This is a genomic window from Pseudomonas sp. Z18(2022), assembly GCF_036346535.1.
Taxonomy (GTDB): Bacteria; Pseudomonadota; Gammaproteobacteria; order Pseudomonadales; family Pseudomonadaceae; genus Aquipseudomonas; species Aquipseudomonas yamanorum_A.
On the sequence record NZ_JAOTOA010000005.1, the window covers coordinates 261,797 to 280,416 of the forward strand.

Consider the following 18,620-nt stretch of genomic DNA (forward strand, 5'->3'; position numbering starts at 1 on the left):
CTGGGTAGCGAACGCTCTTAGTAGGCCGTCGGGGTGAAAGAGAAGCTGCTGCCATGTTGGGAAATTCTGCGGCGAACCAGATCTCCCGCTTTCACATCAACTTCTGACTCGATGATTCTTGACGTACCAAAGATCATATATTTCGAAACACCAAGAATATGCTTGCCCGGCGCCAGTCCAAATCTGGCGACCTCTCCTGGGTGAAACTCAGCGGAAGGCTTGCCATCGATATGCAAAATAAACCGGACCTCGGCTCCGTAGATGCCTGAGTCCCTGGTCACCACCAGTTGAGCGGCATTCTTCTCGGTGAACGCATACAACCTTGTGGACGGCACCGGGTCTGCATTTTCGGCAGAGATTGGTGATGTGGAGCACCCACCCATGGCCACAAGCAATAACGCTCCGATTACACGGCGCATAACGATCCCTCGTAAAAAAGTTGCCACAAGCCACGTCAATCTATACGTACACTCGGTACTGGCTGCAACGAAGCTTGAGGCAATGCAACAGCCGACAGGTTTCCAGTAGCGTCTTCAGGCAGCGTGTACATCGCGCCTGTCAGCGGATCTACGATCAGCATGCCGATCAAACCGCCAATCAGCAGATTTCCCCAGTACCAGCCGCTAACCGTAGACTTCAGAGGAACAGTCGTCTCTGTGTATCCGTCCTTCTGGAAGGTGACGATATAGCTCTGGCTTTTAAAGTAGCCTCGGCTCGTCTCCAGAAGCGCCGTTCCTGGTGTGACGCCCTTCAGTAGTACGCTTCCCTTGCTGTCCTTGATTACATAGTTGGCATTTGTCGGCAGGCTGTACAATCCAACCTTTGGCTTACTATCACTCACGATACTTGCGCATCCTCCCAAGAGCATCATTGTTGTTAGCAGTGTGGCGCCCGCCACCATTCCCATCTTCATACCGTCACTCCGTTGCGCCTTCATTGGCATGGCTGAAGCTCAACCGGCGCGCATTGTAGCGAAGTGATGGCATTTGGACATCTTCAGCATAAATAGTTTATGGAACCTGCCGCCCTTGGAGTCATGGAGCTGATGAGGATTGCGGAGCGGCTGACTGGGTGGGCGGATGAGGTGAAAGCGGGCAGCGTTGGTGAGTCCGTCCTCCGTAGCCGAATCCACCACGGCATACATTGTTACAATCGTTCCCGCGTAGTCACCGCCCCCAGAGAACTTCAAACTTTTACTTTAGTCCCACCATCAGGCGTGCTTTAAACCGTGAGCGCCTGCTGACAACCCATTGAGGTTCACAAAATGAAAATGACACTACCCGCCCTGGCTTTGGGTCTCCTCATGTCGCAAGGAGCAATGGCTGCCGGAGATGGCACAGCCGCTCTTGGCGGTGGCGTTGGTGGTGCACTTGGCAACATCGTAGGCCAACAGCTTGGCGGCTCAACTGGCGCAGCGGTAGGCGCAGGCGTAGGGGGGGCTGCCGGTAGTGCCGTTGGTGCTCAAAGAGGCAACAGAGCGGAAGCCGCATTAGGTGGCGGTATCGGCTCGGCTGGTGGCTCACTCATTGGTAATCGTCTCGGCGGCCCCACTGGCTCGACGATCGGTGCAGGTCTCGGCGGCGCTGCGGGTGGCGCGCTAGGTAACAACCTGGCGGACGATGAGAGCAATCATCGATCGGATGGCAAGAAGCACAAAGGTAACAACAAGCATAAACACAAGAACAAGCATCGCTAGTTTCTGGCGCTGTTACATCGAAGCCCGGCCTAGCGCCGGGCTTCTTGTATCTGCCCTTCTCCGTGCCGCCACTATTCCCAAACCCCAGAAACGCAAAAGCCCCGCAATAGCGGGGCTCTTGAGTCAATCTTGGCGGGAAACCAGGGATTCGAACCCTGGGAACGCTATTAACGTTCGCCGGTTTTCAAGACCGGTGCATTCAACCACTCTGCCAATTTCCCTTGTGCAACACAGGATTAGCGTAGCCCATCCTGTCTCAGCGGGCGCCATAATACCCGAATGAAACACACTGTCAAACTCTCGCCATAGCTTGTTACAGAGCGTCTGTTATGATCCTTGCGACTGAATGTTTCAAAACTGAAGGAGTGTCGCCATGCGCGAACAGAATTACGCAGTGAATGGAAACGCGCAGGCTGAGCAGCTAGAGGTTAGCCGCGTCCTGCGCAATACGTACGGCTTGCTCGCTCTCACCCTCGCGTTCAGCGGCGTGATGGCCTTCGTCGCCCAGCAGATGCGCGTCGGCTACCCGAACATCTTTGTGGTGCTGATCGGCTTCTACGGTCTTTTCTTCCTGACCAACAAGCTGCGCGACTCGGCCTGGGGCCTGGTGTCGGCGTTTGCCTTGACCGGTTTCATGGGCTTTATCCTCGGCCCGATCCTTAACCGTTACCTCGGCATGGCCGGCGGCGCGGAAGTGGTCAGCTCGGCATTTGCCATGACTGCCCTGGTATTTGGCGGCCTGTCGGCCTACGTGCTGATCTCCCGCAAGGACATGAGCTTCCTGGGTGGTTTCATCACCGCCGGTTTCTTCGTGTTGCTGGCAGCCGTACTGGCAGGCATGTTCTTCCAGATCAGCGGCCTGCAGCTGGCGATCAGCGCCGGTTTCGTGCTGTTCTCCTCGGCCTGCATCCTGTTCCAGACCAGCGCGATCATCCAGGGTGGCGAGCGTAACTACATCATGGCCACCATCAGCCTGTATGTATCGATCTACAACCTGTTTATCAGCCTGTTGCAGATCTTCGGCATCATGGGCCGCGACGACTGATCGCAGCGCCATGCAAAAAGCCCGCTTCGGCGGGCTTTTTGTTGCCTGCGGCTTTATCATTGCCACAGGTTTTGCCTTCAGAGTGTTCCATGAAGTTTGCGATTGCGCTTTTCGAAGCTCCCCATGCGCCCTCCTCGCGCCGTGCCTTGCTGTTCGCCCAGGCTGCGCTGGCGGGCGGGCATGAGATTGTGCGGCTGTTTTTCTATCAGGATGGCGTCTACAGCGCGTCCGATAACATTGTTGCGCCGCAGGACGAGCAGGACATCGCCCGCCAGTGGCGCGAATTTGTCAGCGAACATCAGCTCGATGGCGTGGTGTGCATTGCGGCGGCCCTGCGCCGTGGGGTATTGAATGCCGAAGAGGCCACCCGCTATCAACGCAACGCGGTGAACCTGGAGGCGCCCTGGGCGCTGTCCGGGCTTGGGCAACTGCATGACGCCGCCCAGGCCGCTGATCGCCTGATCTGCTTTGGAGGGCCGTGACATGTCGAAATCCTTGCTGGTGATCAGCCGCCAGGCGCCGTGGTCCGGCCCCAGTGCCCGCGAAGCGTTGGATATCGTGCTGGCGGGCGGTGCGTTTGATTTGCCGATTGGCCTGTTGTTTCTGGATGATGGCGTGTTTCAACTGGCCGCAAGCCAGGACGCCAAGGCCGTGCAACAGAAAGACCTCAGCGCCAACCTCCAGGCCCTGGAGTTGTTTGGCGTTGAGGATGTGTTTGCCTGCAGCCACAGCCTCGCCGTGCGCGGCCTGACTTCCTGCTGCAACGCGCAGTCGCTGAGCAGCGAACAGATCTCACAGATGATTGACCGTTACGACCAGGTGATTACCCTCTGATGTCGACTTTGCATGTGGTTTCCCACTCCCCTTTTACCGACAGCCGGCTGGACAGCTGCCTGCGCCTCTGTGGCGCGCGGGACGCGATCCTGCTGTGCGGCGACGGCGCCTACGCCCTGCAACCCGCCAGCGCACCGTGCCAGGCCCTGCAAGCCAAGGGTGTGAAGGTATTTGTGCTGGCCGAAGATAGTCAGGCGCGCAATCTTGCGGTACCAACCTGGGCCGCCAGCGTCGATTACCCAGCCTTTGTCCAGCTGTCTATCGATTACGACAAGGTCAACACCTGGCTATGAACACCCTGACCGTAGGCGAACGCACCCTCGAACTGGACAAGGACGGCTACCTCGCCCACCTGAGCGACTGGTCCAGCGACGTGGCCACCGCCCTCGCCACCGCCGAAGACCTGGAGCTGACCCCGGAACACTGGGAAATCCTCGAGCTGCTGCGAGGCTTCTACAGCGAATTCCAGTTGTCGCCCGCCACCCGCCCGCTGATCAAGTACACCGCCTTGAAGCTGGGCCCGGAAAAGGGCAACAGCCTGCACCTCAACCGACTGTTCAAAGGCACTCCCGCCAAACTCGCCGCCAAGCTGGCGGGCCTGCCCAGGCCGACGAATTGCTTATGACTGATTTTGCCCCGTTGATCACTGAAACACCCGCCGAACACCCGTTTGCGCCGTTCGTACGCATCCTCGGCAAAGGCAAGCGTGGCGCCCGCAACCTCACCCGTGAGGAAGCCCGGGAAGCCATGGGTATGCTGCTGGATGAGAAGGTCGAAGACACTCAGCTCGGCGCCTTCCTGATGCTGTTGCGGCACAAGGAAGAAAGCCCGGAAGAGCTGGCGGGCTTCACCGAAGCCGTGCGCGAGCGCTTGAATGCACCGTCACTCAATGTGGATGTCGACTGGCCTACCTACGCCGGTAAAAAACGCCACCTGCCGTGGTACCTGTTGGCGGCCAAATGCCTGGCACAGAACGGCGTGCGCATCCTGATGCACGGCGGCGGCGCGCATACGGCGGGCCGGCTCTACACCGAGCAATTGCTGGAAGGCTTGCAGATTCCGTTGTGCCGTAATTGGCAACAGGTCGAGGCCGCCCTTGAACAAGGCAACCTGGCGTTTATTCCCCTGGGGGACTGGGCGCCGCAACTGCAGCGCATGATCGACCTGCGCAACACCCTGGGCCTGCGCTCGCCGATCCACTCGCTGGCACGCATCATCAACCCGTTGAGCGCCCGCTGCGGCCTGCAAAGCATCTTCCATCCGGGCTACCAGGGCGTGCATCGCGATGCCAGCGGTCTGCTGGGCGACAACACCATCGTGGTCAAGGGCGACGGCGGCGAGATCGAAATCAACCCGGACACCATCAGCCATCTGTACGGCACCACCGGCGGCGAAAGCTGGGATGAAGAGTGGCCTGCCCTCTCCGCCCAGCGCCACGTCAAGCCCGCCACCCTCGAGCCCGAACACCTGAAGGCGCTATGGCGCGGCGAAGTGCAGGACAGCTACCCGCAACTGGCACTGATCGCCACCATGGCCCTGGCCTTGCGCGGCCTCGGCCACCCACGGGAGCAGGCGTTCGAACTGGCCCAGCAGTACTGGGATGCCCGGAACAAATCGATTTAGTCGATCATTAACCCCCAGCCTTTGCGCTTTTTGTTCGAACTCAGACCTTTAGACTGCACTCCAACGCTTATTAGCCAAGGAGTCAGTCATGGGTTTGCTGATCGAAGGACGCTGGCATGACCAGTGGTACGAAAGTAGCGCAGACGGCGCCTTCCAACGGGAGCAGGCGCAACGCCGCAACTGGGTGACCGCCGACGGCGAGCCCGGCCCGACCGGTGAAGGCGGTTTCAAGGCCGAAGCCGGCCGCTATCACCTGTACGTTTCCCTCGCCTGCCCCTGGGCGCACCGCACGTTGATTCTGCGCAAGCTTAAAGGCCTTGAAAGCCTGATCGATGTGTCCGTGGTCAGTTGGTTGATGCTGGAAAACGGCTGGACCTTCGACAAGGCCCATGGCTCCAGCGGCGACAAGCTCGACGATTTCACCTACATGCACCAACGCTATACCGCCGATACCGCCAGCTACACCGGGCGCGTGACAGTGCCTGTGTTGTGGGACAAGAAGCTCAAGCGGATTGTCAGCAATGAGTCGGCGGAGATTATCCGCATGTTAAACAGTGCGTTTAACGAATTGACCGGCAATCAGCTGGACTTCTATCCCGAAGCACAGCGCGCGACTATCGATGCACTGAACGAGCGGATCTATCCCGCCGTGAACAACGGCGTGTACCGCGCAGGTTTTGCCACGTCGCAAAAGGCTTATGAAGCGGCATTTGATGATGTGTTTGCCGAGCTGGATCACCTGGAACAGCACTTGGGTGAGCATCGTTACCTGGCGGGGGAATACCTGACGGAAGCCGATGTAAGGCTTTTCACCACGGCGATCCGGTTTGATGCGGTGTACTACAGCCACTTCAAATGCAACCTGCGGCGGATTGCGGATTATCCGAACTTGTCGAATTGGCTACGGGAGCTGTACCAGTGGCCGGGGATCGCCGAGACGGTGGATTTTGCCCACATCAAGGGGCACTACTATGCCAGTCATCGCACGATTAATCCGACGGGGATTGTGCCGAAGGGGCCGTTGCAAAGGTTTGAGGCGGAGCATGACCGGGAGCGGTTGAGCGGGAAAGGCATCTTGAGCTGAAAACACCCTGTGGCGAGGGAGCTTGCTCCCGCTGGGTTGCGAAGCGACCCCAAAAGAGCGGACTGCTGCGCAGTCCAGCGGGAGCAAGCTCCCTCGCCACAGGATTGGTGTCAGACCTCGGACTGAGCGCCTTCAAACCACTTCAGCTTCTCACGCAGCTGCACCACTTCTCCCACGATCACCAGGGTCGGCGCATGCACTTCATGCTCCGCCACCATGCGTGGCAGGTCAGCCAGGGTGCCGGTAAACACCCGCTGGTTGGACGTCGTGCCCTGCTGGATCAACGCCGCCGGCGTATCCGCTGAACGGCCATGCTTGATCAATTGTTCGCAGATGATCGGCAACCCAATCAAGCCCATGTAGAACACCAGCGTCTGCGAAGGTCCTACCAGATCACTCCACGGCAGGTCCGAAGTCCCGTCCTTCAAGTGCCCGGTAATGAAGCGAACCGATTGTGCATAGTCGCGGTGGGTCAGCGGAATCCCGGCATACGCCGCGCAGCCGCTGGCCGCGGTAATACCCGGCACCACCTGGAACGGGATGCCATGGGCCGCCAGTTCTTCGATCTCTTCACCACCACGACCAAAGATAAACGGATCGCCACCCTTGAGCCGCAGCACGCGCTTGCCTTGCTTGGCCAAATCCACCAGTTGCTGGTTGATCTGGTCTTGCGGCACCGCATGGTCGGCGCGACGCTTGCCGACATACACCCGCTCGGCATCGCGACGGCACAGTTCCAGAATCGCAGGCGCCACCAGGCGGTCGTACAGCACCACATCGGCCTGTTGCATCAAGCGCAAGGCGCGGAAGGTCAGCAGGTCCGGATCACCCGGACCTGCGCCCACCAAATAAACCTCGCCCGGCGCATGGGGCGGCGCACCGTTGATTTTCTCCACCAGCAGACGCTCGGCTTCATCACCCTGCCCGGCCAGTTGCCGATCAGCAATCGGGCCTTGAAATACTTCTTCCCAGAATGCGCGACGTTGTTGCACATCCGGAAACAGGCCTTTGACCTGGCTACGAAACCGCGCAGCCAACCCGGCCAATTGGCCGTAAGTCGACGGGATCCAGGTTTCCAGCTTGGCGCGAATCAACCGCGCCAGCACCGGCGCATCGCCGCCACTGGACACGGCGATCACCAAGGGCGAGCGGTCGACAATCGCCGGGAAGATCACGCTGCACAAGGCCGGCGCGTCCACCACATTCACCGGCACACAACGACGCCGAGCATCGCTGGACACTTGCGCGTTCAGCGGCTCGTCGTCGGTCGCGGCGATGATCAGGGTGCAACCGTCGAGGTCAGCCTCCTGATAACCGCGCAAAATCAGTTCACCGCCACTGCCCAGTACCAACTCACGCAGTTGGTCTTCAATCTGGGGAGCAACCACCCGCAACAACGCGCCGGCGTCGGCCAGCAGCCGGGATTTGCGCAAGGCAATCTCCCCGCCACCGACGACCAACACACGACTGCCGCGCAGGTTATGAAACAGCGGCAGAAATTCCATTTAGCCGATGACCTCAACGCCCGCCATGTACGGCTTGAGCACTTCAGGTACGCGGATCGAACCGTCAGCCTGCTGGTAGTTTTCCAGCACCGCCACCAGGGTACGGCCTACAGCCAGGCCCGAACCGTTGAGGGTGTGAACCAGCTCAGGCTTGCCGGTTTCCGGGTTACGGAAACGCGCCTGCATACGTCGGGCCTGGAAATCACCGCAGTTGGAGCACGACGAAATCTCGCGGTATTTGTCCTGGCTCGGCACCCACACTTCCAGGTCGTAGGTCTTCACGGCACTGAAACCCATGTCGCCGGTGCACAGCGCCAGAACGCGGTACGGCAGCTCCAGCAGTTGCAGGACGCGCTCGGCGTTGGCGGTCAGGCCTTCCAGGGCTTCCATGGAGGTCGACGGCTCGACCACCTGCACCATCTCGACCTTGTCGAACTGGTGCTGGCGGATCATGCCGCGGGTGTCGCGGCCCGAAGCACCGGCTTCACTGCGAAAGCACGGGGAGTGGGCGACGAACTTGATCGGCAGCTGCTTGGCGTCGAGGATTTCCCCGGCCACGATGTTGGTCAGCGACACTTCGGCGGTAGGGATCAGGTACAGATCGGCTTCGCCATCGCGGCTGATCTTGAACAGGTCTTCCTCGAACTTCGGCAGCTGGCTGGTGCCCATCAGCGCCGGAGCCTGAACCAGGTACGGGGTGTAAGCCTCTTCGTAGCCATGTTCAGCGGTGTGCAGGTTGATCATGAACTGCGCCAGGGCACGGTGCATGCGCGCGATCGGACCGCGCAGCAAGGCAAAGCGGGCGCCGGACATTTTGGCCGCGGTTTCAAAATCCAGGCCACCGGTCAATTCGCCTAGGGCGACGTGGTCCTTGATCTCGAAATCGAAAGCCTTTGGTGTGCCCCAGCGACGGACTTCGACGTTGCCGTCTTCGTCTTCGCCGATCGGCACGGATTCATGCGGCAGGTTCGGGATGCCCAGCAGAATCGAATCCAGTTCGGTCTGAATGGTCTCCAGCTCGATTTTGCCCTCGGACAATTCACTGCCCATACGCTCGACGTCCGCCATCAACGGCGCGATGTCTTCGCCGCGCTGCTTGGCCTGACCGATGGATTTGGAACGCGCATTACGCTCAGCCTGCAGTGCTTCGGTGCGGGTCTGGACGGTCTTGCGCTGTTCTTCCAGCGCTTCGATGCGCGCAACATCCAGGCTGAAGCCACGGGATGCCAGGCGGTCCGCTACGTCCTGAAGGTTGCTACGTAACAGTTTGGAATCGAGCATGTCGGTCTCTCGTTTATCAAAGTTTGGTCAAGGACAGGCCAGCCCAGGTGGCGAGCAGCCCGCCGAACACGCTGATGGCCAGGTACCCGAAGGCGACCGGTGCCTGCCCGCTTTCCAGCAGGCGCAGCGTGTCCAGTGAAAAGGATGAAAAGGTCGTCAGACCGCCTACAAAGCCGACAATCAAGCCGGCACGAATCTCAATCGGCACTTCCGGGCGAATCAGAAACCACCCGTACAACAAGCCGATGATCAAACAGCCCACCAGGTTGACCGCCAGGGTCGCCGCATAAAAATGCTTTGGCCAGTTGGCGCTGACCCACGTGCTGGTGGCGAAACGCAATAATGTACCAGCGATGCCGGCCACGGACACGGCAAGAATCGTTCTGAGCACTACTTTCTCCGCTGTTTCGGGCTGAGCCGGTCAAGTTGGGCGAGGTGATTGAGCTTCTCGCCGATCTTCAGCTCCAGGCCGCGGGGCACCGGCTGGTAGAACGGCTGCGGCTCAAGGTCATCCGGGAAGTAATCTTCGCCAGCCGCATAGGCGTCCGGCTCATCATGGGCGTAGCGGTATTCATCACCGTAGCCGAGCTGCTTCATCAGCTTGGTCGGCGCGTTGCGCAGGTGCAGCGGCACTTCCAGGGAGCCATGCTCGGCGGCAGCACGCAATGCGGACTTGAAGCCCATGTACACCGCGTTGCTTTTCGGCGCGCAGGCCAGGTACGTGATGGCCTGGGCCACCGCCAACTCGCCTTCCGGGCTGCCCAGGCGCTCCTGCACTTCCCAGGCCGCGAGGCACAGGCTCAGCGCGCGCGGGTCGGCATTGCCGATGTCTTCGCTGGCCATGCGCACCACACGCCGGGCGAGGTACAGCGGGTCGCAACCACCGTCGATCATGCGTGCAAACCAGTACAACGCGCCGTCGGGGTTGGAGCCGCGCACCGATTTATGCAATGCGGAAATCTGATCGTAGAACGCCTCGCCGCCCTTGTCGAAACGCCGGCGGGTATCGCCAAGCAGACTTTGCAACAGGTCGACGCCAATTTCGCTGCCATCTTCTGCCAGGTCGGAAGCGTTCTCCAGCAGATTGAGGAAACGCCTGCCGTCGCCGTCAGCCGCCGTCAGCAGAATCTTGAAACCTTCCTCGCTGACACTCAGCTGGCGCTTACCCAGGCCTTTGTCTTCGCTCAGTGCGCGGTGCAACAGCTTCTGCATCGCCGCTTCATCGAGACTTTTAAGCACATAGACACGCGCTCGGGACAGCAAGGCGTTGTTCAGTTCAAAGGACGGGTTTTCAGTGGTGGCGCCAATAAAGATCAGGGTGCCGTCTTCGACATAGGGCAAAAACGCATCCTGCTGCGACTTGTTGAAGCGATGCACTTCGTCCACAAACAGGATGGTGCGCTTGCCGTATTGCCCGGCCTGCTGCTTGGCGACCTCCACCGCCTGGCGGATTTCCTTGACCCCGGCCAGCACCGCCGAAACCGTTTCGAAGTGTGCATCCGAGACTTTCGCCAGGAGCCGCGCCAGGGTGGTTTTACCCACGCCCGGCGGCCCCCAGAAAATCATCGAGTGCAGCGCACCCTGCTCAAGGGCTTCGCGCAAAGGCTTGCCGCGAGCGAGCAGGTGTTCCTGCCCGACGTACTCGTCCAGGTTGGTCGAGCGCAGGCGCGCCGCCAGAGGCTGAGCAATCGGGTCACTTCGAAACAGGTCCATGGGCAGCGTTTGAAACCTCTAGGCAGTTTATTCCTGGATCACGTCGGCACCCTTCGGGATGTCGAACTTGAACTTGGACGCGGCCACCGGCTCGTTGGCCTTGACCCCGGTGAACAGGATGTTGGTGCGCTGGCCGACGCTGTCGACCAACTGCATGTCGTTGATCACGCCGTTGCGGAACGACAGGCGCAGGCTGTCGAACAGCGTGTCCTTGGATTTAGGCTTGAGGGTGAAATCGATCACGCCACTGGCCTGCTTGGAGGTGATGTCGAAACTCTCACTGATCTGCGACACATCGCCCGACAGCAGCAATGCTGGCGTCTGGCTCAGGCGCGGATCGAGTTTCTTGATGGTCGCCTGCTCCAGGTCCGGGTCCCACAGGGTGACTTTCTGGCCGTCGGAGACGATGGTCTGGTCGTTAGGCGCATCGGTTTTCCAGTAGAACAGACCTGGACGCTGCACGGCCATTTCGCCGGCAGTTTCCTGCAACTGCGTGCCGCCACCGTCCAGGGTCAACTGGGAGAAGCGTGCAGTCAGGGTCTTGGATTTGTCCAGCAGGTTGGTCAGGCTCGCAACGGAAGCCGGATCAGCGTGAGCCGAAACAGCAGTCAGGGCCAGTGCCGGCAACAACAGCATGCGGATAAGACGCATGGGAGTCCTCATAGATTCGTTTGCAAGGCGTGCCGCGTGTTGCCACGCGGCACGTAATCAGTCACGCATCTGCGCTGGCGCAATGACTTCGCGCGAGCCGTTGGTGTTCATCGAGGTGACCACGCCGGCCATTTCCATGGCTTCGATCATGCGGGCGGCACGGTTGTAGCCAATCTTCAGCTTGCGCTGTACGGCGGAGATCGAGGCGCGGCGGCTCTCAAGGACGAACTGCACCGCTTCGTCGTAGAGCGCATCGGTCTCGGCATCATCGTCGCCACCGCCGCTGCCACCGTCAAAGCCGCTGCCGGCCTCTTCGACGCCGGCGAGGATGTCGTCGTTGTATTCCGGGGCGCCCCGCAGTTTCCAGGCTTCCACCACACGGTGCACTTCATCGTCGGAGACGAAGGCGCCGTGAACACGGATCGGCAGGCTGGTGCCCGGCGGCATGTAGAGCATGTCACCGTGGCCCAGCAGCTGTTCGGCGCCGCCCTGGTCGATGATGGTCCGGGAGTCGATCTTGCTCGACACCTGGAACGCCATGCGGGTCGGGATGTTGGCCTTGATCAGGCCCGTGATCACGTCCACCGACGGACGCTGGGTCGCGAGGATCAAGTGGATGCCCGCAGCCCGCGCTTTCTGCGCGATACGGGCGATCAGCTCTTCGACCTTCTTGCCGACGATCATCATCATGTCGGCAAATTCGTCGACCACCACCACGATGGTCGGCAGCTTGGTCAGCAGCGGCGCTTCGTCGTGGATGCTTTCGCGCTTGTACAGCGGGTCGGTCAGCGGCGTGCCGGCGTCCTGGGCTTCCTTGACCTTGGCGTTGAAGCCCGACAGGTTACGTACACCCATCTTCGCCATCAGCTTGTAGCGCCGCTCCATCTCGGCGACGCTCCAGCGCAGGGCGTTGGCGGCGTCCTTCATGTCGGTCACCACCGGGCACAGCAGGTGCGGAATGCCTTCGTAGATCGACAGCTCGAGCATTTTCGGGTCGATCATGATCAGCTTGGCGTCGTCCGGGCCAGACTTGAACAGGATCGACAGGATCATCGCGTTCACACCCACCGACTTACCGGAACCGGTGGTACCGGCCACCAGCAAGTGGGGCATTTTTGCCAGGTCAGTGATCACCGGCTTGCCGCCGATGTCATGGCCCAGGGCCAGGGTGACAGGCGATTTGAAGTTGTCGTATTCGGGGGTCGACAGCACTTCGGAGAAGCGCACGATCTGCCGGTCTTCGTTGGGAATCTCGATACCGACAGTGGTCTTGCCCGGGATCACTTCCACTACCCGCACGCTGGTCACGGCCAGCGAACGCGCCAAATCCTTGGCCAGGTTGGAAATGCGGCTGACCTTCACGCCGGCAGCCGGCTGGATTTCGTAACGGGTAATCACCGGCCCCGGGTGGATCGAATCCACCGAGACTTCAACGCCGAATTCCTTGAGTTTGATTTCCAGCAGGTGACCGACGGCCGCCAGGGACTCAGGGGAATAGTTGAGCTGTTTCTTTTCCGCAGGATCGAGAATCGAGATCGGCGGCAAGGTGCCTTCCACGGCGCTGTCGACAAACAACGGCGCCTGTTTCTCTTTCTGTACGCGGTGGCTTGGCTCGGGGGCCTTGGTTGGCGCAGGGGCGATCACCGGCGGAACCTGCTTCTCGCGGTCCGACATGTGCTTGGTCAGGGCCTGTTCGCGTTCGATCAGGCGCTCCTTGACCTTGGCCTGCTCACGCCGGTCTGGCGTGCTCGGGGCCACCACCTCGTTGACGCGGGTATCCACCTCGCGCAGTTGCGCAACCATGCGTTTGCGATCGACCCGGGCCGACCACCAGCGATTGGCCGCGCCCTGGAACAGTTCGAGCAGGTCGAGGGTGATCTTGCCGGTCACGTCCATGACCTTGAACCAGGACAGGTCGGTAAATACGGTGAGGCCAAACAGAAACAGCGCGATGAACATCAGGGTGCTGCCCTGGATGTTCAGGGTCCTGCGGGCCAGGTCGCCCAGGCTTTCGCCCAATGCGCCGCCGGCACCGGCCGGCAAACCGGTGGGTGCGTGGAAATGGATATGGGCCAGGGCCGCGCCCGACAGCACCAGGAACACCAGGCCGATCAGGCGCCAGGAGAACAGCCAGCCGCTCCACTGCCACGGCTCGTGGCGCTGGCGAAAGATCTGCCAGGTCTTGATGGCCAGCAGCAGCGGGAAGATATAAGCGAAGTAACCCAGCACCATGAACAGGATATCGGCGCTGTAGGAGCCGGCAGGACCACCAAAGTTCTGCACGTCTTCGATCTTGCTGTTGTGGCTCCAGCCCGGATCGTCCTTGCCATAGGTGAGCAAGGCCATCATCAGGAACAGGCACAGGGCGCCGATGGCGATCAGTGCACCTTCCTTGAGTCGGTAGTGCAGGTGCTGGCGCCAGGCGGGCACGACTGCGGCTTTAGGTGTTGCGGCGGATTTCTTCAAAACGGGTCTTTTCCTGCGCCTTTAGCGCGTCCATCTATTGAATGACTGCAAAACACTGCCCAATCCGGGCAGGTAAAAATGAACGAGTGCCAGTGAAGCTACTTTTAACACCCTGCAACTGATTCATGAAACGGCGATAACGCCCCAATGGCCGCATTGTACGGGTTTGTGTGCGTGATGCCACGCACTTGGGCCCACGTTACACAGCATAGCCAATGTTCGGTTTCATACCGTTCAATTTGAGCATGCATTGTCTTTGCTGACAAAGGCTTATGAGCTGTTTTTGCCAATCCAGGCTAGCTTGCCGACCGACGTACGCGATTACGACCACGACCCTGGCATAGAGTTGCAGAAACACCGGTTCATGCTTATCTGTACCGATCCCATGTTCGGGGTAGCCCCCAGGCGCTACGTCGACAATAATCACAGCTCTCGCAACGGGCAACATCGCCGTTACCGCCCTCCCCTTCCGTAAGCCTGGATGCCATGCTGACCTGGTTACAACGCAACACCCTGACATTCCCACCGCTGGCCAAGGCCATGCGCGAACCCAATGGCCTGCTCGCCGCCGGTGGCGACCTGTCGGCAGACCGCTTGATCCAGGCCTATCGCCATGGCTGCTTTCCCTGGTTCTCGGAAGGCCAGCCCATCCTCTGGTGGTCCCCTGACCCGCGCACCGTGCTGTTCCCCGAGGAGCTGCATGTTTCCCGCAGCCTGGGCAAATTGTTGCGCCAGCAGCGCTACAGCGTGACCTTCGACCAGGATTTTGCCGCTGTCATCCAGGCCTGCGCGGCGCCACGCAGTTACGCCGATGGCACCTGGATCACCGAATCCATGCAAAGCGCCTACCTGCAACTGCACCAGCGCGGTTATGCGCACTCGGTGGAGGTCTGGGATGAGGGGGAGCTGGTGGGCGGCCTGTACGGCCTGGCGATGGGCCAGTTGTTTTTTGGCGAATCGATGTTCAGCCGTGCCGACAACGCTTCGAAATACGGCTTCGTCACCCTGGTCAGGCAATTGCAGGCGTGGGGCTTCGTGCTGATCGACTGCCAGATGCCCACCGACCACCTGCACAGCCTCGGCGCCCGCGCCATTCCCCGCGACGACTTCGCCCACTATCTTCGCGACCATTTAGACCAAACCAGCTCTGCGCCATGGGTTTCCTAGGCGACTTCCCCGCACCTGGCTTACACTTATTTCAAAGCTTATCCGAGGGTTGATCATGACCGAGCTGGCGCGTTTGAAGTTTTATGCCACTCAACCCCACTCTTGCAGCTATCTGCCCGATGAGCAGGCCACCACGCTGTTCCTCGACCCCAGCCAGCCGATGGACGTGCATGTGTATGCCGATTTGTCGGAAATGGGCTTCCGGCGCAGCGGCGACCACCTCTACCGGCCCCACTGCCAGAATTGCAACGCCTGCGTACCGGCGCGTATCCCGGTGGCGCAGTTCCTGCCGGACCGCAATCAGAAACGCATCCTCAAGCGCAACGCCGACTTGACCGTCACCGCCGCCAAACCGGGCTTCAGCGAAGAGTATTTCGACCTGTACCAACGCTACATCGAACAACGCCACGCCGACGGCGACATGTTCCCGCCCAGCCGCGACCAGTTTTCCACTTTCCTGGTGCGCGACCTGCCCTTCTCGCGCTTCTACGAGTTCCGCCTGGAAGGACGCCTGGTGGCCGTCGCCGTTACCGACCTTTTGCCCAACGGGCTGTCGGCGGTGTACACCTTTTATGAGCCCGCCGAGGAACGGCGCAGCCTGGGACGCTTTGCGATCCTGTGGCAAATCGGCGAAGCCTTGCGCCTGGAATTGGAGGCGGTGTACCTCGGATACTGGATCAAAAACTGCAAAAAGATGAACTACAAGACCCAATATCGGCCCATAGAGCTGCTAATTAACCAAAGATGGGTCACCTTGAACTAGAACCTCTTGGCTTAAACACCCTTTTTCGGGCACAATGCACGCCGCTTTTGCCTGGCGCAGTTGCACCGGGCCATTCACTGGATACCGAGGGCTTTACTGCATGTCGAAAGAAGACAGCTTCGAAATGGAAGGCACTGTCGTCGACACCCTGCCCAACACCATGTTTCGTGTGGAGTTGGAAAATGGGCACGTCGTAACCGCGCATATCTCCGGCAAGATGCGCAAGAACTACATTCGTATTCTTACCGGTGACAAAGTGCGCGTCGAACTGACGCCCTATGACTTGAGCAAAGGGCGCATCACTTACCGCGCTCGTTAATCAAGTCAATACAAGACGCCCGGTTATGCCGGGCGTTTTTGTGTGCGCGCCATTTAACAGTCGCCACTTGACCCTGTGGGAGCTGGCTTGCCAGCTCCCACAGTTGATCTTCACCGGTCGATAGGTATCGACCCACCCGTTTTCCAGATAGCAAAAAGGCGCCTCTCGGCGCCTTTTGCTTTATTGCAGTCAGCTATCAGGCCATTTCAGCCGTGGTTTCGAAGTCGAAGGTCAGCTCGCCGTCCTTCAGATCGATATGCACCACGCCACCATGGTCTGCCAGTTCGCCAAACAGGATCTCTTCCGCCAGTGGGCGCTTGATCTTGTCCTGGATCAGGCGAGCCATTGGCCGAGCGCCCATTGCCGCGTCGTAGCCACCTTCCGCCAGCCAGTTGCGCGCCGCGTCGGTGACTTCCAGCTGCACGCGCTTGTCTTCCAACTGCGCCTGAAGCTCGGTGAGGAACTTGTCCACCACGCTTTTGATAACCTCATGGCTGAGGCGACCAAACTGGATAATGGTATCCAGGCGGTTGCGGAATTCCGGCGTGAAGCTCTTCTTGATCACTTCCATTGCATCGGAAGAGTGATCCTGATGAGTAAAGCCAATGGAAGCCCGCGCGGCCGTTTCGGCACCGGCGTTGGTGGTCATGATCACGATCACGTTGCGGAAGTCCGCCTTGCGCCCGTTGTTGTCGGTCAGGGTGCCGTGGTCCATCACCTGCAACAGCAGGTTGAAGACTTCCGGGTGCGCCTTCTCGATTTCATCGAGCAGCAGTACGCAATGTGGCTGCTTGGTGATCGCCTCGGTCAACAGGCCGCCCTGGTCGAAGCCGACATAGCCCGGAGGCGCACCGATCAGGCGGGACACGGTGTGACGCTCCATGTACTCGGACATGTCGAAACGTACCAGCTCGATGCCCATGGCCTTGGCCAGTTGCCGCGCCGCTTCGGTCTTGCCGACACCGGTAGGCCCGGCGAACAGGAAGGAACCGACCGGCTTGTCCGGCGACTTGAGGCCCGCACGGGACAGCTTGATCGCGGTGGACAGCGAGTCGATGGCCGCATCCTGACCAAACACGGTCAGCTTGAGGTCACGCTCCAGGTTACGCAGCAGCTCCCGGTCGGAAGTGTTGACGTGTTTTGGCGGAATCCGCGCGATCTTCGCCACGATGTCCTCGACCTGAGGCACGTCGATGCGCTTCACACGCTTCTCCACCGGCTGCAGGCGCTGGTAGGCGCCCGCCTCGTCGATCACATCGATGGCTTTGTCCGGCATGTGCCGGTCATTGATGTAGCGCGACGCCAGCTCGGCGGCGGCACGCAGCGCTTCATCGGTGTACTCGATGCCATGGTGCGCTTCGAAACGCCCCTTGAGCCCGCGCAGGATGCCGATGGTGTCTTCAACCGAAGGCTCGGACACGTCAACTTTCTGGAAGCGACGCGCCAGGGCACGGTCTTTTTCGAAGATCCCGCGAAATTCCTGGAACGTGGTCGAACCGATGCAACGGATATCACCCGAAGACAGCAGCGGCTTGAGCAGGTTCGAAGCATCCATCACGCCACCGGAAGCTGCACCGGCACCGATGATGGTGTGGATTTCGTCGATGAACAGGATCGCCTGCGGGCGTTTTTTCAGCTCGCCGAGCAACGCCTTGAAGCGCTTCTCGAAGTCGCCACGGTACTTGGTCCCGGCGAGCAACGCGCCCAGGTCAAGGGAGTAGACGACGCTGTTGGCCAGCAGGTCCGGAACCTGATTATCAACAATGCGTTTGGCCAGGCCTTCGGCAATCGCGGTTTTACCCACGCCTGCCTCACCCACCAACAGCGGGTTGTTTTTGCGACGGCGCGCCAGGATCTGCGCCACGCGCTCAACTTCCAGTTCGCGCCCTACCAGCGGATCGATCCGCCCCTGGCGCGCCAGTTCGTTGAGGTTGCTGGCATAAGCATCCAGCGGGTTGCTCGAAGAAGAAGACTCGCCGCCCTCGTCATCCTGCATATCCTGCTCACCTTCTGAGTGATCGCCATGCCCCGGCACTTTGGAAATGCCATGGGCGATGTAGTTGACGACATCAATACGGGCAACGCTTTGCTGCTTGAGCAGGAATACAGCCTGGCTTTCCTGCTCGCTGAAGATCGCCACGAGCACGTTGGCCCCTGTGACTTCACGCTTGCCGGAGCTCTGTACGTGGAAAACGGCACGCTGCAGTACCCGCTGGAAGCCCAGGGTTGGCTGGGTCTCGCGGTCCTCGTCATGAACGGGGATCAACGGCGTGGTGGAGTCGATAAACTCCTGCAGGTCATGCTTGAGTTTGTCGAGATTGGCACCACACGCACGCAGTACGGTGGCGGCAGCTTCGTTATCCAAAAGTGCCAGCAGCAGGTGCTCGACGGTCATGAATTCATGACGTTTCGAACGGGCCTCCTTGAAGGCAAGATTGAGGGTGACTTCGAGCTCGCGGTTTAACATAGCTTC

20 protein-coding genes and 1 tRNA gene are annotated in these 18,620 nt (G+C 60.0%); 11 read left to right on the forward strand and 10 right to left on the reverse strand.

Annotated features, from left to right (window positions below; all coding sequences use genetic code 11):
- Window positions 1–17: 17 nt before the first annotated feature.
- Together V3W39_RS14460 and V3W39_RS14465 are read right to left on the reverse strand one after the other, a co-directional pair.
- On the reverse strand, window positions 18–419 hold the full coding sequence (locus V3W39_RS14460; protein WP_259200275.1) for a hypothetical protein: 402 nt from the start codon (window positions 417–419) through the stop codon (window positions 18–20).
- Window positions 420–454: 35 nt separating this feature from the next.
- A complete protein-coding gene (locus tag V3W39_RS14465) occupies window positions 455–913 on the reverse strand; it encodes a hypothetical protein (RefSeq protein ID WP_330212845.1) in 459 nt (152 codons plus the stop codon).
- Between the two features lie 351 nt (window positions 914–1,264).
- On the opposite strand from V3W39_RS14465, the gene V3W39_RS14470 reads away from it, so the two are divergent.
- Complete coding sequence (locus V3W39_RS14470; protein ID WP_259200279.1) at window positions 1,265–1,696, forward strand: hypothetical protein; 432 nt, start codon at window positions 1,265–1,267, stop codon at window positions 1,694–1,696.
- A gap of 130 nt (window positions 1,697–1,826) precedes the next feature.
- Here the strand turns inward: V3W39_RS14470 and V3W39_RS14475 are convergent.
- Window positions 1,827–1,917: transfer RNA gene (locus V3W39_RS14475), tRNA-Ser, on the reverse strand.
- 152 nt (window positions 1,918–2,069) lie between these two features.
- Here V3W39_RS14475 and V3W39_RS14480 point away from each other — a divergent pair.
- The 7 genes from V3W39_RS14480 to V3W39_RS14510 all read left to right on the forward strand — a co-directional run bounded on the left by V3W39_RS14480 (window position 2,070) and on the right by V3W39_RS14510 (window position 6,282).
- Window positions 2,070–2,741: a Bax inhibitor-1/YccA family protein gene (locus V3W39_RS14480; RefSeq protein WP_003219636.1), complete on the forward strand. Its 672-nt coding sequence runs from the start codon at window positions 2,070–2,072 to the stop codon at window positions 2,739–2,741.
- 89 nt (window positions 2,742–2,830) lie between these two features.
- Window positions 2,831–3,223, forward strand: coding sequence for a sulfurtransferase complex subunit TusD (gene tusD, locus V3W39_RS14485; RefSeq protein WP_330212846.1), 393 nt, complete (start codon window positions 2,831–2,833; stop codon window positions 3,221–3,223).
- A gap of 1 nt (window position 3,224) precedes the next feature.
- On the forward strand, window positions 3,225–3,575 hold the full coding sequence (tusC, locus tag V3W39_RS14490; protein WP_330212847.1) for a sulfurtransferase complex subunit TusC: 351 nt from the start codon (window positions 3,225–3,227) through the stop codon (window positions 3,573–3,575).
- Window positions 3,575–3,868: a sulfurtransferase complex subunit TusB gene (gene tusB, locus V3W39_RS14495; RefSeq protein ID WP_177042644.1), complete on the forward strand. Its 294-nt coding sequence runs from the start codon at window positions 3,575–3,577 to the stop codon at window positions 3,866–3,868. The genes tusC and tusB overlap by 1 nt, the downstream gene beginning before the upstream one ends.
- Complete coding sequence (locus V3W39_RS14500) at window positions 3,865–4,200, forward strand: TusE/DsrC/DsvC family sulfur relay protein (RefSeq protein ID WP_177134449.1); 336 nt, start codon at window positions 3,865–3,867, stop codon at window positions 4,198–4,200. Before tusB ends, V3W39_RS14500 begins: the two co-directional genes overlap by 4 nt.
- Window positions 4,197–5,198 carry a glycosyl transferase family protein gene (locus tag V3W39_RS14505; RefSeq protein ID WP_177113133.1) on the forward strand — a complete coding sequence of 334 codons (1,002 nt, stop codon included), beginning with the start codon at window positions 4,197–4,199 and terminating at the stop codon, window positions 5,196–5,198. Before V3W39_RS14500 ends, V3W39_RS14505 begins: the two co-directional genes overlap by 4 nt.
- Before the next feature lie 88 nt (window positions 5,199–5,286).
- Window positions 5,287–6,282 carry a glutathione S-transferase family protein gene (locus tag V3W39_RS14510; RefSeq protein ID WP_330212848.1) on the forward strand — a complete coding sequence of 332 codons (996 nt, stop codon included), beginning with the start codon at window positions 5,287–5,289 and terminating at the stop codon, window positions 6,280–6,282.
- A gap of 110 nt (window positions 6,283–6,392) precedes the next feature.
- Here the strand turns inward: V3W39_RS14510 and cysG are convergent, their stop codons facing one another.
- The 6 genes from cysG to V3W39_RS14540 are packed head-to-tail and all read right to left on the reverse strand — an operon-like array spanning window position 6,393 to window position 13,898.
- Window positions 6,393–7,787, reverse strand: coding sequence for a siroheme synthase CysG (cysG, locus tag V3W39_RS14515; RefSeq protein WP_177076746.1), 1,395 nt, complete (start codon window positions 7,785–7,787; stop codon window positions 6,393–6,395).
- Window positions 7,788–9,068, reverse strand: a complete 1,281-nt coding sequence (gene serS / locus V3W39_RS14520) for a serine--tRNA ligase (protein WP_177042649.1) — start codon at window positions 9,066–9,068, stop codon at window positions 7,788–7,790.
- A gap of 16 nt (window positions 9,069–9,084) precedes the next feature.
- Window positions 9,085–9,459, reverse strand: a complete 375-nt coding sequence (gene crcB / locus V3W39_RS14525) for a fluoride efflux transporter CrcB (RefSeq protein WP_010172479.1) — start codon at window positions 9,457–9,459, stop codon at window positions 9,085–9,087.
- Window positions 9,459–10,781 carry a replication-associated recombination protein A gene (locus V3W39_RS14530; RefSeq protein WP_177042650.1) on the reverse strand — a complete coding sequence of 441 codons (1,323 nt, stop codon included), beginning with the start codon at window positions 10,779–10,781 and terminating at the stop codon, window positions 9,459–9,461. Before V3W39_RS14530 ends, crcB begins: the two co-directional genes overlap by 1 nt.
- A gap of 27 nt (window positions 10,782–10,808) precedes the next feature.
- Entirely contained in the window at window positions 10,809–11,432 is a 624-nt protein-coding gene (gene lolA, locus V3W39_RS14535) for an outer membrane lipoprotein chaperone LolA (RefSeq protein ID WP_177042651.1), read from the reverse strand.
- A 57-nt stretch (window positions 11,433–11,489) separates the two neighbouring features.
- On the reverse strand, window positions 11,490–13,898 hold the full coding sequence (locus V3W39_RS14540) for a DNA translocase FtsK (RefSeq protein ID WP_010172485.1): 2,409 nt from the start codon (window positions 13,896–13,898) through the stop codon (window positions 11,490–11,492).
- A gap of 486 nt (window positions 13,899–14,384) precedes the next feature.
- Between V3W39_RS14540 and aat the strand changes: the two genes are divergently transcribed.
- The 3 genes from aat (at window position 14,385) to infA (ending at window position 16,147) form a co-directional block, all read left to right on the forward strand.
- Window positions 14,385–15,065 carry a leucyl/phenylalanyl-tRNA--protein transferase gene (aat, locus tag V3W39_RS14545; RefSeq protein WP_330212849.1) on the forward strand — a complete coding sequence of 227 codons (681 nt, stop codon included), beginning with the start codon at window positions 14,385–14,387 and terminating at the stop codon, window positions 15,063–15,065.
- A gap of 55 nt (window positions 15,066–15,120) precedes the next feature.
- Window positions 15,121–15,828, forward strand: a complete 708-nt coding sequence (locus tag V3W39_RS14550) for an arginyltransferase (RefSeq protein WP_177042653.1) — start codon at window positions 15,121–15,123, stop codon at window positions 15,826–15,828.
- Window positions 15,829–15,928: 100 nt separating this feature from the next.
- A complete protein-coding gene (infA, locus tag V3W39_RS14555; protein WP_002553999.1) occupies window positions 15,929–16,147 on the forward strand; it encodes a translation initiation factor IF-1 in 219 nt (72 codons plus the stop codon).
- A gap of 196 nt (window positions 16,148–16,343) precedes the next feature.
- Here the strand turns inward: infA and clpA are convergent, their stop codons facing one another.
- Window positions 16,344–18,614: an ATP-dependent Clp protease ATP-binding subunit ClpA gene (gene clpA / locus V3W39_RS14560; protein ID WP_010172706.1), complete on the reverse strand. Its 2,271-nt coding sequence runs from the start codon at window positions 18,612–18,614 to the stop codon at window positions 16,344–16,346.
- Window positions 18,615–18,620 lie beyond the last annotated feature (6 nt).

Bases quoted from the DNA above. Each gene is read 5' to 3' on its own strand.
- V3W39_RS14460 (WP_259200275.1), bottom strand. From the start codon at position 419: ATGCGCCGTGTAATCGGAGCGTTATTGCTTGTGGCCATGGGTGGGTGC.
- V3W39_RS14465 (WP_330212845.1), bottom strand. From the start codon at position 913: ATGAAGATGGGAATGGTGGCGGGCGCCACACTGCTAACAACAATGATG.
- V3W39_RS14470 (WP_259200279.1), top strand. From the start codon at position 1,265: ATGAAAATGACACTACCCGCCCTGGCTTTGGGTCTCCTCATGTCGCAA.
- V3W39_RS14480 (WP_003219636.1), top strand. From the start codon at position 2,070: ATGCGCGAACAGAATTACGCAGTGAATGGAAACGCGCAGGCTGAGCAG.
- tusD (WP_330212846.1), top strand. From the start codon at position 2,831: ATGAAGTTTGCGATTGCGCTTTTCGAAGCTCCCCATGCGCCCTCCTCG.
- tusC (WP_330212847.1), top strand. From the start codon at position 3,225: ATGTCGAAATCCTTGCTGGTGATCAGCCGCCAGGCGCCGTGGTCCGGC.
- tusB (WP_177042644.1), top strand. From the start codon at position 3,575: ATGTCGACTTTGCATGTGGTTTCCCACTCCCCTTTTACCGACAGCCGG.
- V3W39_RS14500 (WP_177134449.1), top strand. From the start codon at position 3,865: ATGAACACCCTGACCGTAGGCGAACGCACCCTCGAACTGGACAAGGAC.
- V3W39_RS14505 (WP_177113133.1), top strand. From the start codon at position 4,197: ATGACTGATTTTGCCCCGTTGATCACTGAAACACCCGCCGAACACCCG.
- V3W39_RS14510 (WP_330212848.1), top strand. From the start codon at position 5,287: ATGGGTTTGCTGATCGAAGGACGCTGGCATGACCAGTGGTACGAAAGT.
- cysG (WP_177076746.1), bottom strand. From the start codon at position 7,787: ATGGAATTTCTGCCGCTGTTTCATAACCTGCGCGGCAGTCGTGTGTTG.
- serS (WP_177042649.1), bottom strand. From the start codon at position 9,068: ATGCTCGATTCCAAACTGTTACGTAGCAACCTTCAGGACGTAGCGGAC.
- V3W39_RS14530 (WP_177042650.1), bottom strand. From the start codon at position 10,781: ATGGACCTGTTTCGAAGTGACCCGATTGCTCAGCCTCTGGCGGCGCGC.
- lolA (WP_177042651.1), bottom strand. From the start codon at position 11,432: ATGCGTCTTATCCGCATGCTGTTGTTGCCGGCACTGGCCCTGACTGCT.
- aat (WP_330212849.1), top strand. From the start codon at position 14,385: ATGCTGACCTGGTTACAACGCAACACCCTGACATTCCCACCGCTGGCC.
- V3W39_RS14550 (WP_177042653.1), top strand. From the start codon at position 15,121: ATGACCGAGCTGGCGCGTTTGAAGTTTTATGCCACTCAACCCCACTCT.
- infA (WP_002553999.1), top strand. From the start codon at position 15,929: ATGTCGAAAGAAGACAGCTTCGAAATGGAAGGCACTGTCGTCGACACC.
- clpA (WP_010172706.1), bottom strand. From the start codon at position 18,614: ATGTTAAACCGCGAGCTCGAAGTCACCCTCAATCTTGCCTTCAAGGAG.